Below are 16,034 nucleotides of genomic sequence, written 5' to 3' on the forward strand. Positions count from 1 at the left end.
CGGCGGCAGGGATAGGCGGCAGCTGTAGTTGTAGCGGTACGGGACAGGGCGCGCCGCCCACGATCTCGTACCCCGGTATGACGTACCGCCCCGCACCCCGGTATGACGTACCGGCGCGGCGCCGCTGCCTACCCTGGGCGGGCCATGAAGGACGAAGAGAAGCGGCGACCGCCGCGCACGCGTATGCCACGCCCGCCACGCCCGCCACGCACGGCCGGGGCATGGGCCCGCAGGCTGCTCGCCGGCCTCGGGACCGCCCTGACGACGCCCACCGCACACGGCGAGGCGCTGCTCGCGCGCGCCGCGTCGCCCTGGGTGCGCTGGCTGCCGTACGCCGTCGCCGTCGCCCTCGTCGCGACCCTGCTGCCCGTCACGATCGTCGTGCTCGTGAACGACTACCACGTCGACGGACCGGTCGCCGGAGCGCTCGCCACCGCCCAGACCGCCCCGCTGCTGCTCGCCGTCAGCCGGCCGCTGCAGGCCTGGTGGGTGATCTTCGCGGCGGACGTGGCCGGCGGCCTCGCCGTCCTGATCGCCGACGACTACCGCGAACTGCCCTGGCCGTGGACGCCCACCGTGGTGATCGGCTACCTCTTCCTGATGATTCCGCTCGGGCTTCGCGAGTCCCGGCGTGCCCTGTTCTCGGTGTGGCTGATGACCGGCGCCGCCGGTGCGGTCTTCGAGGCGCTCTCGCCCGGCCGGCCGGGCGACGGCGTGGTCGTGCTGCTCTTCGTGCTCAGCGGGCTGGTGCTGCTGCTCACCTCCACGCTGCGCGGACGCGGCGAGGCGGAGCGGCGCCTGGTCGAGCAGGAGACCATCAGCGAGGCCGAACGGTCCCGCCGGACGCTCCTGGAGGAGCGCGCCCGGATCGCCCGCGAGCTGCACGACGTGGTCGCCCACCACATGTCGGTGATCACCGTGCAGGCCGACTCCGCGCCGTACCGCATCCCGGACCTGCCCGACGCGGCCCGCGAGGAGTTCGTGTCGATCGCGAGCGGCGCCCGCGAGTCGCTGGCCGAGATGCGGCGGCTGCTCGCGGTGCTGCGCAGCGAGGGCACGGAGGGCGAGCGGGCGCCGCAGCCGGGGCTCGACCGGGTGCAGCAGCTGGTGGAGGCGACGGTACGGGCGGGGGTGCCGGCCGAGCTGTCGCTCGCCGCGGACCTGGGCGAGGTGCCGCAGGCGGTGGACCTCTCGGCGTACCGGATCGTGCAGGAGGCGCTGGCCAATGTGGTGCGGCACGCGCCGGGTGCGGTCACCCGGGTGTCGGTGCGCGGCGACGCCGCGGGCGGCTGGCTGAACGTCCTGGTGGTCAACGGGCCCGCCGCGGAGCCCACTTCGCCGATCGAGGGCGGTTCGGGCACCGGTCACGGGCTCGTCGGGATGCGGGAGCGCGTACGGTTGACCGGCGGCTCGCTCGACACCGGGCCGCTGCCGGACGGGGGCTTCCGGGTCGCCGCCCGGCTGCCGCTGACCGAGCGGCCACCGGACGGGCAGTCCCTGGCCGAGCGGTCCAAGACCGAGCGGTCCCTGACGAAGCAGGGGCCCGGCGAACCGCCGGCTTCCGAACCGCCGGTATCCGGACCGGCGGCATCCGGACCGCCACCGACCGAATCGAAGGGCACCCCGTGACCATCCGCGTGATCATCGTCGACGACCAGGCCATGGTGCGGGCGGGCTTCGCCGCCCTGCTCTCGGCGCAGAGCGACATCGACGTGGTGGGCGAGGCCCCGGACGGGCGGCAGGGCGTGGACGTGGCGCGCGCGACCCACCCGGACGTGGTCCTGATGGACGTACGGATGCCCGAGCTCGACGGGCTCGCGGCGGCCCGCGAGATCCTCGACCCTCCGCCGGGGGTGGTGCACCGGCCGAAGGTGCTGATGCTCACCACCTTCGACGTGGACGACTACGTGTACGAGGCGCTGCGCGCCGGTGCCTCCGGCTTCCTCCTGAAGGACGCGCCGCCGGCCGATCTGATCGCGGCGGTACGGGTCGTCGCGGCCGGTGAGGCGCTGCTCGCGCCCTCCGTGACCAAGCGTCTGATCGCCGACTTCGCCGCCGCCCGGCCCGCCCCGCGCGCCGACCGGGCGGCGCTGCGGCTCAACGGGCTGACCCCGCGTGAGACGGAGGTCCTGGAGCTGATCGCCCGGGGCCTGTCGAACCAGGAGATCGCCGACCATCTGGTCCTCGCGGAGCAGACGGTGAAGACCCACATCGGGCGGGTGCTCGCCAAGCTGGACCTGCGCGACCGGGCGCAGGCGGTGATCTTCGCGTACGAGTCCGGCCTGGTCACGCCGGGCGCACCGTGACCACGTAGGGAGGGCCCCCGGGGGTTTCCCCCACCCCCGCGCTCCGGGCGGCCCCTCGTCCCACCCCTACCCCGGTATCACTTCGGGATTGGCGCTCCGGTGTGACGTCCCGTCACCCACTCCGTTCCTACCTTCCTCTCGCCAGCGACGAGAGCGACAGGAACGGAAAGGGAGGGCCGCCGCATGGGCCGGTTCACGGGGAGGCGCAAGGAGAGCACGGCTTGCACGGCGAACAGGCGGACCGGGCGGTCGCGCGTCACCAGGACCCTGGTCGCCGCCGCGCTCGCCACCGCCGTGGTGGCGGGAACGGCGGGCTGGGCGTCCGGGACCGCCCAACTGCCGGTCACCGGGGCGCCGGTCGGTAGCGACGCGTGGCGCGCCGCCGGACTGCCCGACCCGGCGCAGATGACACCCGCTCAGGTCGATGCGTACTTCCAGCAGTTGAGCCCGGAGCGGCGGCAGCAGCTCGTACGGTCCCACCCGGGCGTGGTCGGCAACCTGGACGGCGCCCCGCTCACCCTCCGGTACGAGTCCAATGCGCTGACGGCGGGCGCCCGTTACGCCGGGCAACAGGTCCTCGCGTACGACCCGAGAGGGCGCGGGCAGGCCGTGCTCGTGTACGGGGACCTGGCGCGGGCCGCGCATGTGGCCGTGATCGTGCCGGGCTCGGACACCGACGCCGGGCATCTCGACGGGCTCGTGCGCAAGGCCACCGCGCTGCGCGGGGCGACCGGCGGCCGGACCGCCGTGATCGCCTGGGCCGGGTACACCACACCCGTAGGGGTCGGCCTGGACGCCGCCTCCGGGGAGCTCGCCGAGGCCGGCGCGGACCGGCTGACCGGCTTCCTGGCCGGGCTGCGGGCGGTCGGCGCGGCGGAGCCCGCGCTGTTCTGCCACAGCTACGGCTCCGTGGTCTGCGGCCTCGCCGCCCACGCGGTCAAGGCCAAGGACCTGGTCGCCGTCGCCTCGCCCGGTATGCGCGCCGACGACGTGGCCGCCCTGAACACCACCGCCCGGGTGTGGGCCGCGAAGGATCCGACGGACTGGATCGACCGGGTGCCGAACGTCTCGTTCGCGGGTCTCGGTCACGGCACCGACCCGACCGACCCGGTCTTCGGCGCCAGGATCGTGCCCGCCGGGGACGCCGACGGCCACGACGGCTACTTCGCGCCCGGCACCGCCTCCCTGCGTACCTTCGCCGAGATCGCCGAGGGGAACGCCGAGGGGAACGTGCGATGAAGACCCTCACGAAGCCCCTCACGAAGCCCCTCGCGAAGGCCGTCGCGAAGGCCGTCGCGAAGGCCGTCGCGAAGCCCCTCACGAAGTCCGCCGCCCGCACCGCCGCGACGATCGAGGCCCGGACCCCCGCCCACCGCGACCGCGCGATCGACGGACTGCGCGCCCTCGCACTGCTCGCCGTGCCCACCGGGCACTGGCTGCTCGGCGGGTTCACCCGCTCCGCCGACGGCGCGATCCACAACGCCAGCCCGCTCTCCGCCTTCGGCGGCTTCGCGCCGGTCAGCTGGATCCTCCAGATGCTGGGCATCTTCTTCCTGGTCGGCGGCTACGCCTCCGTCCTCTCGTACCGGCGCCGTACGGGCTCCACGCGCGCGTGGCTCGGCGGCCGGCTCGCCCGGCTCGGGCGGCCGGTGCTCGGGGTGACCGCCGTGTGGGCGGCGCTGCTTCCGCTGCTCCACTACGGGTTCGGGGTGCCGGCCGACAGTCTGCGGACGGCGTCCACGCTGGTGATCCAGCCGCTGTGGTTCGTGGGTGTGTACGTGGTCGTCACCGCGCTCACCCCGTACTGCGTGCGCGCCGCCCACCGGCTCGGCGCGTGGGCGGCGGCGCCGCTGCTCGGCTCGGTCGCCGTGGTCGACTTCCTGCGCTACGGGCCGTACGCCGACGCGATGCCGTCCTGGCTGAGCGTGCTCAACATCCTGCCCGGCTGGCTGTTCGCGTATCAGCTGGGCGTGTCCTGGGGCGAGGGGCGGCTCGGGCGCCGCCACGCGTGGGGGCTGCTGCTCGGCGGGGCGGCGCTCTTCGCCGTCCTCCTCGTGTGGTTCGGCTACCCGGCCTCGATGGTCGGCGTCCCCGGCGAGGCACGCACCAACTCCCACCCGCCGTCGCTCCTGGTCCTCGCCCTCGCGGCCGCGCAGAGCGGCGTCGCCATCCTGCTGCGCGAGCGCTTCGGGCGGCTTCTGCGGCGGCCCGCGCTGTGGGCGCCGGTCGTCGTGATCAACCTGTCCGCGATGACGATCCTGTGCTGGCACCAGACGGCCATGCTCGCCGCCGCGCTCCCCGCCTCGTACGCGGGCGAGGTCGCCGGCCTGGTGGGCGCGCCGGACTCGGTGGCGTGGATCCTGGCGCGGCTCGCCTGGATGCCGGTCTTCGCCGGTCTGCTCGTCCTGATCGGCCGGTACGCGCGGGGCTTCGAGTCCCCGTGGACGCGCACCGGCACGGGCCTGCGGGCGGCCGCGGGCGTCCTGGCGGCGGGCTTCGCGGTCTTCGCCCTGGGCCTCGCGTGAGGAGCGGCCCGGCGGCGGCCTCAGCCCTCCCGGGCCGCCGAGGTGGAGCGCATGTCCGGGTAGCGGTCGCCGGCGACGAGGCCGGCGATCGGCTCCAGGGCGGCGAGGTCGGCGTCCGACAGCTTGATCCGCGTGGCGGCGGCGTTCTCCAGGAGGCGGGCGCGCTTGCGGGTGCCGGGGATCGGGACGACGCCCAGGCCGTGGACGGCGGGGCGGTGATGGAGCCAGGCCAGGGCGATCTGCGCGGGCGTCGCCTCGTGGGCGGCGGCGATGGCGCGGACCGGCTCCAGGAGGGCCGCGTTGCGCTCGGCGTTCTCGCCGCTGAAGCGCGGCTGGCTGCGGCGGAAGTCGCCGGCCGCGAGCTCCTTGGAGGCGTCGGCGAAGGAGCCGGTCAGGAAGCCGCGGCCGAGCGGCGAGTACGGCACGAAGGTCACGCCGAGTTCGGCGGCGGCGCCGACCGCGCTGTGCTCCACGTCGCGGGAGAACAGCGACCACTCCGACTGGAGGGCGGCGATCGGGTGCACGGCGTACGCCTCGCGCAGCTCGGGCCCGGTCACCTCGCTCAGGCCGAGCTGCCGGACCTTGCCCTCCTTGACCAGCTCGGCCATGGTGCCGACGGATTCGGCGAAGGGCACGGCCGGGTCCCGGCGGTGCATGTAGTAGAGGTCGATGGTCTCGACGCCGAGGCGCCGCAGGCTGCCCTCGACCGAACGCCGGATGTACGCCGGGGAGTTGTCGATCCCCCGGTAGGTGGGGTCGTCGGCGCGCCGCACCAGGGCGAACTTGGTGGCCAGGACGATCTCGTCGCGGTGCGCGGCGACGAACGGGGCGAGGAACTCCTCGTTCGCGCCGCTGCCGTACGCGTCGGCCGTGTCGATGAGGGTGACTCCGGCCTCCAGGGCCGCTTCGAGGGTGTCGCGGGCGGAAGCCTCGTCGGTGTCGCCGTAGAACTCGCTGATCCCCATCGCGCCGAAGCCCTGCACGCCGATCTCGGGCCCGTCGGGGCCGCCGAGGCGTACGGTGTCGATCTTGCCGTTCCGTGTGGTCATGACGGGGTTCCTCCGCAGAGTGTGCCGTAGTGATCGATCTTGTGGTCGAGCACGGCGAGGGCGTCCTGCAGCTCGGCGATCCGGGCGACGACGTCGTCCCGGGTGCCTTCGAGCAGGGTCCGCCGCGCCTCGTGGGTGTGGGCGCCCTCGCGCACCAGCTCCGCGTAGCGGACCATGTCCGCGACCGCCATGCCGGTCAGCCGCAGCTTGCCCACGAAGCAGAGCCAGTCCAGGTCGCGCCGGCCGAAGCGGCGCTGGCCGGTGTGCGAGCGGTCCACGTGCGGCATGAGGCCGATCCGCTCGTACCAGCGCAGGGTGTGCGCCGAGAGGCCGGTGAGGGCCGCGACCTCGCTGATGGTGAACCGCTCCCGGGCAGGATCACCCGATGTACTCGTACTCGTACTCGTGCTCGTGTCCGTGCTCTCGATCACGCTCATGACCACCACGCTAAAAGGTTGGAGTGCACTCCAAGCAAGTAGGCTCGGCTCCATGCAGAGCAGCTTGCCCAGCCTGGCGTCGATCGAGAACTGGCCCGTCCCCCACGCGGCGGCCGCCGTCGTCCGCGCCGACGGCGCCCTGGCCGGATCGCACGGTCCCACCGACCGCCGCTTCCCGCTCGCCTCCGTGACCAAGCCGCTCGCGGCGTACGCGGTGCTCGTCGCGTACGAGGAGGGGGCGATCGACCTCGACGAGCCGGCCGGGCCCGAGGGCGCGACCGTACGGCATCTGCTCGCGCACACCTCCGGGCTCGCCTTCGACGAGAACCGGGTGACGGCGGCCCCCGGCACCCGCCGGATCTACTCCAACACCGGCTTCGAGGCGCTCGGCGACCATGTCGCCAAGGCCACCGACATCCCCTTCGCCGAGTATCTGCACCAGGCGGTCCTGGAGCCGCTCGGCATGGTGAACACGACCCTCGACGGCTCGCCCGCCAAGGACGGCGTGTCGACCGTCGACGACCTGGTGCGGTTCGCCGCCGAGGTGCAGGCGCCGCGGCTGCTCGACGCGCGCACGGTCCTGGAGGCGATGACCGTCGCGTACCCCGGCGTGACCGGGATCCTGCCGGGCTACGGGCACCAGCGGCCGAACGACTGGGGTCTCGGCTTCGAGATCCGCGACGGCAAGTCGCCGCACTGGACGGGTGCCACGTCCTCGCCGCGCGCCTTCGGGCACTTCGGGCAGTCGGGCACGTTCCTGTGGATCGACCCGGACGCGGGTGCGGCGTGCGTGGCGCTGACCGACCGGGCCTTCGGGCCGTGGGCGATCGAGGCGTGGCCGCCGTTCACGGACGCGGTGCTCGCGGACCTGCGGGCGCGCTAGAACCCTGCCAGGGCCTGACCGTTGCCCGGTCAGGGCCTGGTGAGGGCCTGGCCATTGCCTGGTCAGGGCCTGGTCAGGGCCTGGTCGCCGTGACCAGCCAGGCCGTGCTGCGCAGTCGTACGGCCGTGCCGTCCGGCGTCTCGTGGGGCCGCAGGTGCTCGGTGAGCGTGGCGCGGGCGCGGGCCTGGGTGGCCGGGTCGGCCTGGTCCATGAAGTGGCGGCCGGGGCCGGAGGCCAGCAGGAAGTCGGTGACGTCCTCGGCGTCGCGGCCCCAGTTCCCGTACGCCTCCGCCCGGTCGACGGCGATACCGGTGAAGCCGGCGGCGGTGAGGACGGTGCGGACCCGGTCCGGGTCGGCCAGCGAGAACATGCCGGGCGCGCCCGGTGTGCCGACGTCGCCGACGGGCAGCAGCTCGCGCAGTGCGGTGAGGGCCACCAGCCAGTCGTTGAGTCGCGGTTCGGCCGCGCAGACGAACGCGAGCCGGCCGCCGGGACGCAGGGCCCGGCCGATGTTGCCGAAGGCGGCCTCGGGGTCGGCGAAGAACATCACGCCGTAGCGGCTGATCGCGGCGTCGAACGCGCCCGCGCCCAGCGGGTGGGTCTGGGCGTCGCCCTGGACGAACTCGGCGTTGGTGACGCCTTCGCGGGCGGCGCGGGCGCGGGCCTCGGCGAGCATCGGCCCGGACAGGTCGAGGCCGAGGGCCCGGCCCCCGGGCGCGCGCCGGGCGGCGAGGAGGGTGGTCTGGCCGCCGCCGCAGCCGATGTCGAGGGTGCGGTGGCCCTCGGCGATGCCGGCCGCGGTGAGCAGCGGCTCGTCGAATCCCTCGTTGACGGCGTTCCAGCGGTCCTGGTGGCGGGCCCAATGGGCGCCCTCGGGACCGTTCCAGGCCTCGTGCTGGGCGGTGTTGACGATCTTGGGCATGGCTGCCTCCACGGACGCGACTTGAGAATGGGCGCTTGCCCAAAACAGTATGGGCGTGTGCCCATTCCGGCAATCCCGATTACGATCCAGGGAGGTCCGGGAGGTCGCCGAGCAGAGGGAGAACAGTCATGTCACCGCGTGGAGTGGCGACGCCCGACGTGCGCGAGCGCCTGTTCGCCGCCGCCGAGCGGGTCGTGGAGCGGGACGGCCCCGGCGCGCTGACCAGCCGTTCCGTCACGACGGAGGCGGGCTGCGCGAAGGGGCTGCTGCACGCGCACTTCGCGGGCTTCGACGAGTTCGTGGCCGAGCTCTGCCTCGACCGCTTCGCCCGCACCGCCGAACGGGCCCGGGCCCTGGAGGGCCTGGCCGGCCGGGGCACGGTCACCGGCAATCTCGACGCCGTCGTCCTCGCCCTCTTCGCGAGCGACGGCCCCGCCGTCTCGGGCCTCGTCATGAGCCGCCCGGCCGCCACCGTGCGGGTCCGCGAGGCCCTGGAGTCCGGGGCCCCCGGCTTCGACGCGATCCAGGACTCGATCGCCGCCTATCTGACCGCCGAACGCGCCCTCGCCCGCGTCCCCGCCGCCCTCGACCCGGTCACCACGGCCCTCGCCGTCGTCGGCACCGCCCACCACCTCCTGATGACCACCTGGCCGGGCGCCCCGGACCCGCGCCCGGTGGTACGGCGCCTGGTGGCGATGCTGGTGGGCGCGGCGCCGGACACGGCGCCGGACGAGACGCCGTAACCCCGGCCCCGCCCAGTCCGAAGCCCCTACGACAGCTCGCAGCTCGTCGCCGGCCGCGCGCCGTCCGTGCCCGAGACCACGACCGGGATCCCGGTGCCGAACTTCTCGGCCTCGGCGTACGCGGCGGTGCACACCAGCTGCTGGGCGGCGACCGGGTCCAGGTCGCGGACCCGCACCCCGAGACGGAGGCTGAGCTCCCGGGCGCCGTCGTGGGCGGGCCCCGTGACATGGGGTTCGCCGCGGCCGTGGAGGGCGAGACGGGTGGTGAGGCCGGCGGCGCGTTCGATCTCGCTCGGGCCCTCCAGGAGCGCGCTGAGCACCTTGTCCGTGGCGACCTGGTAGGAGCCGTCCTCCGGGAAGGTGGGCATGACCGAACGGCCGGCGCCCGAGCCCGCGCTCGACTCCGGGTCGGGGAAGATGCCGACCGGGCGGACGGTCATCATCAGGCGCCCGCCCTTGCCGGCGAAGAACAGCACGATCCGCGGGCTGCTCGTCGGGTTCACGGTGACCGGCGCCGGGCCGCCGGCCTCCACCACATCGCTGCCCTGGATCCCGCACGCCGCGAGGACGGGGAGCCACAGCAGCGCCGCGAGCCCCCGCCAGGTACGCCCGCGAGGCCGGCTCGGGCGGCTCGGGCGGCTCGGGCGGCTCACAGCGGGATCCTGACCGTGAAGACCGCGCCGCCGCCGGGGCGGTCCGCGGCGACGACCGTGCCACCGTGTAGCCGCACGTTCTCCTGGGTGATGGCGAGGCCGAGGCCGCTGCCCTCCGAGCGGGTACGGGCCTGGTCGGCCTTGTAGAAGCGGTCGAAGACATGCGGCAGCACGTCCGCCGGGATGCCGGGACCCCGGTCGGCGACCTCCGTGACAAGCACCGCCCCCTCCGCGTACACCCGGACCGTCACCGGCGGCGCGCCGTGCCGCAGCGCGTTGCCGACCAGGTTGGCGACGACCACGTCGAAGCGGCGCGGGTCGAGCCGCGCGCGGATGCCGTCCGTCAGCTCCGGGACCACCTGCTCCGGGTCGGTCCAGTGCCGGTTCTGCAGGGTCTTGCGGACCGCCTCGGCCGCGTCCACCTCGTCCGTGTGCAGCTCCGCGGCCTTGGCGTCGAAACGGGAGATCTCCATCAAGTCCTCGACCAGAACCGCCAGTTTGCCCGTCTCGGCGCTGATGAGCCGCACCGCCCGCGCCGTGTCCGAGTCGAGCGTGCCCGCGTCCTCGTCGAGCACCTCGGTCACCGCGAGCATCCCGGCGAGCGGCGTGCGCAGCTCGTGCGAGACGTCGGAGGCGAAGCGCCGGGCCCGTGCCTCGGCCCGCCGCAGCTCCGTCACCGATCGTTCCAGCTCCGCCGCCGACTCGTTGAACGTGCGTGCCAGATCGGCGAGTTCGTCGCTCCCCTTGGCGTGGATACGGGTGTCCAGACGGCCCCGGCCCATGCTGTGCGCGGCGCGCCGCAGCTCCCGTACCGGACGCAGCACGCCCCGTGCGGCGATCAGCGCCGGGACGAGCGCCACGAGCAGCGCGGGCAGCGCGCCGTCGCGGGCGGCGACCAGCATGGCCTCGACGTTGGCCTCCTCCACGCCGAGGTCCATCACCGCGTACACGACGAGCCCGGTGGGGCGGCCCTCCGGGAAGCCGCGGAAATTGCCGAAGACGGCGGGGACGGCGATGGTGAGGTACGGCGTGCCGTCCTTCACCACCCGCTGGAAACTGCCGTGCGTGGTGCCGTCGGCACCGGCGATGCGGCGCAGTTCGGGGGTGAGGACGCCGGACTCGGGGCGCTCGGCGGAGGAGACGCGCAGATCGCCGTACTCCGCGTAGACCCGCCACGGGCGCGGTTTGCCCTGCCGGGCGATCCGCTGGAGCTCGCCCCGCAGCCCGTCGCGGTCCACCGGCAGCTGGATGTTGAGGGTCTCGACCTGCTGCCGGAAGGCGGTCACGGCGGTGTCCTGGGTCTGCTCCAGGATCGCGGTGCGGGCGGCGCGGTAGGTCAGCGCGGCGGTGGTGCCGCAGCCGACGGCGGCGACCAGGAGGAAGGCGAGGACGAGCCGGGTGCGCAGCCCGAAGGGGCGCGGCCGGCGGCGTCTCGGCAGCCGGTCGGCGTCGCCGCCGTCGCCGTCGCCCGGGACATGGGCCTTCACTTCGTCGTCCTCACTACTCTCACTGGAGCGGGCCGAAGCGGTAGCCGAAGCCCCGCAGCGTCTGGATGTAGCGGGGGTCGCCGGGGGTGTCCTCGATCTTGTTGCGCAGCCGGCGCACGCACGCGTCGACCAGGCGCGCGTCGCCGTGGAAGCTGTGCTCCCAGACGTGTTCGAGGAGCTGCTGGCGGCTGAAGACCTGCTCGGGGGCGGCGGTGAGGTGGAGCAGCAGCTTGAGCTCGGAGGGGGCGAGGGCGACGCGTTCGCCGTTCTTGGCGACGGTCAGTCCGACCCGGTCGACGGCCAGTTCGCCGTGGAACTCCACGGCCGGGCGCCCGCCGCCCGGTTCCTCGATGCGGCGGAGCACGGCGCGGATCCGGGCCTCGATGACCTCGGTACGGGCGGGCTTGACGATGTAGTCGTCGGCGCCCGCCTCCAGGCCCACCACGACGTCGAAGTCGTCGCCGCGGGCGGTGAGCATGATGATCGGCAGCTGACTGCTCTCACGCACCCGACGGCACACCTGGACGCCGTTCATGCCGGGCAGCATCAGGTCGAGCAGCAGCAGGTCGGGCCGGAACTCGCGGAGCGCGGCGAGCCCCGCCTCACCGGTCGCGGCGGTGCGCACCTCGTGCCCGCGGCGCCGCAGTCCGAGCTCGACGCCCTCGCGGACGGAAGGGTCGTCTTCGATCAGGAGCACGCGTGGCATCTGTGGAGTATCCCAAGGTCAGAGCGGTCGGTCGTGGGCGCGGTCATCGGGGCCGCCTGGTGAGACGGTGGACGCGGCCGGTCGCGTTCCCGATCAGCGCCCGCACCTCGGCGAGCCGCAGCGGGCGGGCGAGCAGCGCGAAGACGGCGAGGATCGCGACGGCGCCGGCCAGGCCGGAGGGTACGGACCCGGCGGGACCGGTCAGGTCGGCGGTCAGGTCGGCGGTCAGCAGGCCGAGGCCCGCGGCCGGAACGGCGGCGACCAGAAGCCGTACGAGCGCCGCGCCCGCCCCCGTACCGCCGGCGCACACCACGCCCCGCAGCCTCCGGGACAGGACCCACGCCGTCAGCCCCCAGCCCGCCCACAGGGCGAGCGAGTAGCCGGCCGCCATGCCGGCGACCGCCCAGCGGGCCGGGAGCACCGCGTACGAGACGCCGGCGAGCAGCGCGTTCAGGCCGGCGATGACGAGGTTGAGCAGGAACGGGGTGCGGGTGTCGCGCATCGCGTAGAAGGCGCGGGTGCACACGTACTGGCCGGACAGCGCGATCAGGCCCGGCGCGAGGGCCATCAGGATCCAGGACATCGAGCGGACCGCGCCCGCGTCCGTCACTCCGTACTGGAAGACGGTCGCCATCAGCGGCACCGCGAGCGCGAAGAGCGCGCACGCGGCGGGGACGACGGCCGCGGCCGTGGTGCGCTGCGCGTAGGCGACGTCGCGGCGCACGGCGGTGAGGTCGCCCTCGGCCGCCGCCCCGCTCATGCGCGGCATGAGCGCGGTGACGAGGGCGACGGTGATGATGCCGTGCGGGACCGCCCACAGCAGATAGGCGTTGTTGTACGCGCTGAGCCCGGCGCCCTCGGCGCGCTGGCCGGCCGCGGTGGCGACCTTGGTCGTCACCCAGTACGCGGCCTGGTTGGTGAGCACGAGCAGCACCAGCCAGCCGGCCGCCCGCAGCGGCGCGGTGAGTCCGCTGCCGCGCCAGTCGAGGCGTGGGCGCCAGCGGAAGCCGGCCGCGCGCAGCGAGGGCACGAGGGCGAGCGCCTGGACGGCGATGCCCGCGGTGGTGCCCCAGCCGAGCAACGCGGTCTCGCCCGCGGTGAGTCCGCCGCCGTCGGAGACCACGAGGAAGAGCGCGAACACACCGATGACGACGATGTTGTTGAGGACCGGCGTCCACATCATCGCGCCGAACCGGCCGCGCGCGTTGAGCACTTGACCGAGCAGGGTGAAGAGCCCCAGGAAGAGGATCTGCGGCAGGCACGAGCGGGCGAAGGCGATGGTCGTGTCGCGCTGCGCGCCCGTGTAGTCGGTGTAGCCGTCGACGATCGCGGGCGCGGCGAGCACGGCGACCGCCGTGAGGACGGTGAGGGCGAGCACGCAGACGGTGAGCAGCCGGTCGGTGTAGGCGACGCCGCCGTCCTCGTGCTCCTTGGCCGCCTTGACCAGTTCGGGCACGAAGACGGCGTTGAGGGCGCCGCCGAGGAGCAGCATGTAGACGATGGTCGGTACGGAGTTGCCAACCGCGTAGCCGTCGGCGACGAAGCCGGTGCCGATGGCCGCCGCGACGACCGCGGAGCGTACGAAGCCGGTGGCGCGGGAGACCAGCGAGCCGGCCGCCATGAGGGCGCCGCTGCGGAGGACCGACGTCCGCTCGCGGGGCTCGGCGACGGCGGTCCGCGTGACAGAGGTCATCGGCGGGCCAGATACGCCTGGAAGGCGCGGTACAGCGCGTGGTTGGTCGTGCCGGGCATCGGTGTCTCCCACTCCCCCAGGGTCTCGACGACCTGTCCGCCGGTGCCGAGCTTCCAGCGAAGCAGCCCGTGGGCGCGGTCGTCGGGGTCGAGGGTGGAGGGTACCCCGCGCAGGTCGTAGACGTCGGCGCCGAGCGCGTGGGCGTCGAGCATCATGCCCCACTGCAGGGCGTTGGAGGGGCGGACCTCGCGGCGGTGGTCGGCGGAGGCGCCGGTCTGGTACCAGACCCGCCGGCCGACCGTGATCATGGTGTGGGCGGCCAGGATCTCGCCCTCGTGGCGGGCGAGATACAGCTTCATGGTGCCCGGCCGCTCGGCGTTCAGGACGGCGTACTGGCGCTCGTAGTACGCGAGGGAGCGGCCGAGCCGGAAGCCGTCGCGTTCCTCGGTGATGCGCAGGAGGCGGTGGAACTCGGGCAGATCCGCCGCCGATCCGACGACGACCTCGACACCGCTCTTGCGGGCCTTGCGGATGTTGCGCCGCCACTCCTGGTTGAGGCCGTTCCACAGGTCGTCGGCGCTGCGGCCGGTGAGCGGCACCTGGTAGACGTGCCGGGGCTGGGCGTCGGCGCCGTCCTGGGAGTCGCCGCCGCACTTGCGCCAGCCGCGGGCGCGCAGGCGTTCGGCGACGGCCGAGCCGAGCGGGTCGACCTCGGTGGCGAGGACGTCGGCGAGGTGCCGGCCGGGCCCGGTGTGCGCCTTGAGGGTCGCGGCGCTCCAGCGCCGGTGGTCGGGCCCGGGCCCGATCCGTACGGCGAAGGCGCCGGCCGCCCGCAGGTGCGTGAGGAGCGGGCCGAGCCAGGCGTCGATGTCGGGGTCGGCCCAGTCGGCGACCGGCCCCTCGGGGAGGTACGCGAAGTACTTGCGGGTGCCGGGGAAGGCGCGGAGCAGCACCAGGGCGGCTCCGGTGAGCTCGCCCGACTCCGGGCCCCAGCCGATGAGCCGGTGCGACCAGCCCTCCTTCACCTGGGCCCAGGAGGGGAGTTGGAGGAAGCTGGGCCCGTGGGGTCCGGTGGAGCGGGTGGCGAGGAACGCGCGGTACGTCTCCGGGGTGACCGGTCCGAGCCGCAGCGGCACGGCGGCGTGGGCGGGCACGGGCGCGGGTGCGGGCGTCACGAGCAGCGCTGACACAACGGGGAGCCTCCTTGTTCCGCCCCGTTCGGTGGTGGGGCGCACAGCAGGCTCACAGCCGGTATTGACCGGTCCGCGCGAGGAATGTGACCGGACGATGACCGTTTCTCGGCAGCCGCCGTCACATGGGCCGGGGGCGGGGCGGAGGGTGCGCGGGGCGGCCTACAGTCCGACGCATCCCACCTTTTCCCGCAGCCTCCTGGAGGTCCGTCCCGTGCTGCGCACCCGCATACGTGTATCCCTGTTCCTGCTCTCGGCCGTGACCCTGACCGCCTGCTCGGCGGCGACGGCGGACGACGCCTCGCCCAAGGGCGCCGCGTCCGCCGCCGCACCGGACGGGGCCCCCGCGAAGGTGACCGTGGTCCCGCCGGCCGCCGGGAAGCCGGTCACCGTGACGGCGAGCGGCGGCTCACTCGCCGCGGTCAAGGTCGTCGACGCGAAGGGCGGCGAGCTCGCGGGCCGTACCGGTTCGGACGGTTCGGCCTGGACCTCCGACCGCAAGGCCGCGCCCGGCACCTCGTACACCGTCGAGGTCACCGCCCGCGGCACGGGCGGCAAGGAGACCACCTCGCGCTCGACCTTCTCGACCCCGGCCGCGGACACGGTCAACAAGCTGACCCTGGCGCCCGGCAAGGACACCACCGTCGGGGTCGCCCAGCCGCTGTCGATCGTCTTCGACCGGCCGGTCGCCAACAAGGCGGACGTGGAACGCCAGTTGAAGGTCACCACCTCCAACGCCACCGAGGGCTCCTGGGGCTGGGTGACGGACTACTCGGGCCGGGACCGGGTCGACTGGCGGCCGAAGGAGTACTGGAAGCCGGGCACCAAGGTCACGCTGGAGGCCACCCTCAACGGGACGGACTCGGGGCGGGCGGGCGGCTGGTTCGTACGGGACTACCGCACCGGTTTCACCGTCGACCCGGTGTCCCGGGTCGTCAAGGTCGACCTCGACCGCAAGAAGCTCACCGTGGTCCGCGACGGCAGGACCGCCACCACCATCCCGGTCTCCGGCGGCACGCCCGGCGGCGACAAGCGGTCCTGGCGGGGCACGGCCGTGCTGATGGCGAAGGAGGGCACGATCCGGATGAACTCGGAGACGGTCGGCCTCGGCGACGCGTACGACAAGCAGGTCGCGTACTCGATGCGGCTGACCTGGTCGGGGATGTACGCGCACGCGGCCCCGTGGAACGCGGCGTACTTCGGGCGCGCCAACAAGAGCTCGGGCTGCATCGGCATGAGCACGGAACAGGCCTCGTCCCTCTTCGCGGCCCTGCGCCCCGGCGACCCGTTCGAGATCAAGGGCGCGGACACGAAGGGCGTGGTGGCGGAGGGGAACGGCTACGGGGACTGGAACCTGAGCTGGGAGCAGTGGCAGGCGAAGAGCGCGGTGCGGTGAGGACCGGCGGCGCGGAGGCCCCCACCGGGCCGAGGGGGTCGGCC

General features: G+C 74.1%; 15 protein-coding genes. 7 read left to right on the forward strand and 8 right to left on the reverse strand.

What is annotated here, in order from left to right; genetic code table 11:
- The first annotated feature begins 144 nt into the window (after window positions 1–144).
- The 4 genes from AB0C73_RS17905 to AB0C73_RS17920 all read left to right on the forward strand — a co-directional run bounded on the left by AB0C73_RS17905 (window position 145) and on the right by AB0C73_RS17920 (window position 4,831).
- Window positions 145–1,629 (forward strand): sensor histidine kinase, encoded by a 1,485-nt coding sequence (locus tag AB0C73_RS17905; protein WP_362530614.1) that lies wholly within the window; start codon window positions 145–147, stop codon window positions 1,627–1,629.
- A complete protein-coding gene (locus AB0C73_RS17910) occupies window positions 1,626–2,306 on the forward strand; it encodes a response regulator transcription factor (protein ID WP_362530617.1) in 681 nt (226 codons plus the stop codon). Before AB0C73_RS17905 ends, AB0C73_RS17910 begins: the two co-directional genes overlap by 4 nt.
- A 183-nt stretch (window positions 2,307–2,489) precedes the next feature.
- Window positions 2,490–3,545, forward strand: coding sequence for an alpha/beta hydrolase (locus AB0C73_RS17915; protein WP_362530619.1), 1,056 nt, complete (start codon window positions 2,490–2,492; stop codon window positions 3,543–3,545).
- Complete coding sequence (locus tag AB0C73_RS17920; RefSeq protein ID WP_362530621.1) at window positions 3,542–4,831, forward strand: acyltransferase; 1,290 nt, start codon at window positions 3,542–3,544, stop codon at window positions 4,829–4,831. The genes AB0C73_RS17915 and AB0C73_RS17920 overlap by 4 nt, the downstream gene beginning before the upstream one ends.
- Window positions 4,832–4,851: 20 nt before the next feature.
- Here AB0C73_RS17920 and AB0C73_RS17925 read toward each other — a convergent pair whose 3' ends face one another.
- Complete coding sequence (locus AB0C73_RS17925; protein ID WP_362530624.1) at window positions 4,852–5,880, reverse strand: aldo/keto reductase; 1,029 nt, start codon at window positions 5,878–5,880, stop codon at window positions 4,852–4,854.
- Window positions 5,877–6,317, reverse strand: coding sequence for a MerR family transcriptional regulator (locus tag AB0C73_RS17930; protein ID WP_362530626.1), 441 nt, complete (start codon window positions 6,315–6,317; stop codon window positions 5,877–5,879). Before AB0C73_RS17930 ends, AB0C73_RS17925 begins: the two co-directional genes overlap by 4 nt.
- Before the next feature lie 52 nt (window positions 6,318–6,369).
- On the opposite strand from AB0C73_RS17930, the gene AB0C73_RS17935 reads away from it, so the two are divergent.
- Window positions 6,370–7,200, forward strand: coding sequence for a serine hydrolase domain-containing protein (locus AB0C73_RS17935; RefSeq protein WP_362530628.1), 831 nt, complete (start codon window positions 6,370–6,372; stop codon window positions 7,198–7,200).
- Between the two features lie 73 nt (window positions 7,201–7,273).
- Here AB0C73_RS17935 and AB0C73_RS17940 read toward each other — a convergent pair whose 3' ends face one another.
- Complete coding sequence (locus AB0C73_RS17940) at window positions 7,274–8,122, reverse strand: methyltransferase domain-containing protein (RefSeq protein ID WP_362530631.1); 849 nt, start codon at window positions 8,120–8,122, stop codon at window positions 7,274–7,276.
- Window positions 8,123–8,250: 128 nt separating this feature from the next.
- On the opposite strand from AB0C73_RS17940, the gene AB0C73_RS17945 reads away from it, so the two are divergent.
- Window positions 8,251–8,865, forward strand: coding sequence for a TetR/AcrR family transcriptional regulator (locus tag AB0C73_RS17945; RefSeq protein WP_362530634.1), 615 nt, complete (start codon window positions 8,251–8,253; stop codon window positions 8,863–8,865).
- Between the two features lie 26 nt (window positions 8,866–8,891).
- On the opposite strand, the gene AB0C73_RS17950 is transcribed toward AB0C73_RS17945, so the two are convergent.
- Genes AB0C73_RS17950 through AB0C73_RS17970 form a run of 5 tightly spaced genes read right to left on the reverse strand, consistent with a single transcriptional unit; the run spans window position 8,892 to window position 14,534 of the window.
- Window positions 8,892–9,518 (reverse strand): hypothetical protein, encoded by a 627-nt coding sequence (locus AB0C73_RS17950; RefSeq protein ID WP_362530637.1) that lies wholly within the window; start codon window positions 9,516–9,518, stop codon window positions 8,892–8,894.
- Window positions 9,515–11,005 (reverse strand): HAMP domain-containing sensor histidine kinase, encoded by a 1,491-nt coding sequence (locus AB0C73_RS17955; RefSeq protein ID WP_362530639.1) that lies wholly within the window; start codon window positions 11,003–11,005, stop codon window positions 9,515–9,517. The genes AB0C73_RS17950 and AB0C73_RS17955 overlap by 4 nt, the downstream gene beginning before the upstream one ends.
- A 19-nt stretch (window positions 11,006–11,024) precedes the next feature.
- Window positions 11,025–11,711 carry a response regulator transcription factor gene (locus tag AB0C73_RS17960; RefSeq protein WP_362530642.1) on the reverse strand — a complete coding sequence of 229 codons (687 nt, stop codon included), beginning with the start codon at window positions 11,709–11,711 and terminating at the stop codon, window positions 11,025–11,027.
- Between the two features lie 43 nt (window positions 11,712–11,754).
- Window positions 11,755–13,404: a murein biosynthesis integral membrane protein MurJ gene (gene murJ, locus AB0C73_RS17965; RefSeq protein WP_362530644.1), complete on the reverse strand. Its 1,650-nt coding sequence runs from the start codon at window positions 13,402–13,404 to the stop codon at window positions 11,755–11,757.
- Window positions 13,401–14,534, reverse strand: a complete 1,134-nt coding sequence (locus tag AB0C73_RS17970; RefSeq protein ID WP_362530996.1) for a peptidoglycan bridge formation glycyltransferase FemA/FemB family protein — start codon at window positions 14,532–14,534, stop codon at window positions 13,401–13,403. Before AB0C73_RS17970 ends, murJ begins: the two co-directional genes overlap by 4 nt.
- A gap of 274 nt (window positions 14,535–14,808) precedes the next feature.
- On the opposite strand from AB0C73_RS17970, the gene AB0C73_RS17975 reads away from it, so the two are divergent.
- On the forward strand, window positions 14,809–15,990 hold the full coding sequence (locus AB0C73_RS17975; protein WP_362530646.1) for an Ig-like domain-containing protein: 1,182 nt from the start codon (window positions 14,809–14,811) through the stop codon (window positions 15,988–15,990).
- Window positions 15,991–16,034: the final 44 nt, after the last annotated feature.

Source organism: Streptomyces sp. NPDC048623 (assembly GCF_040650755.1).
GTDB lineage: Bacteria > Actinomycetota > Actinomycetes > Streptomycetales > Streptomycetaceae > Streptomyces.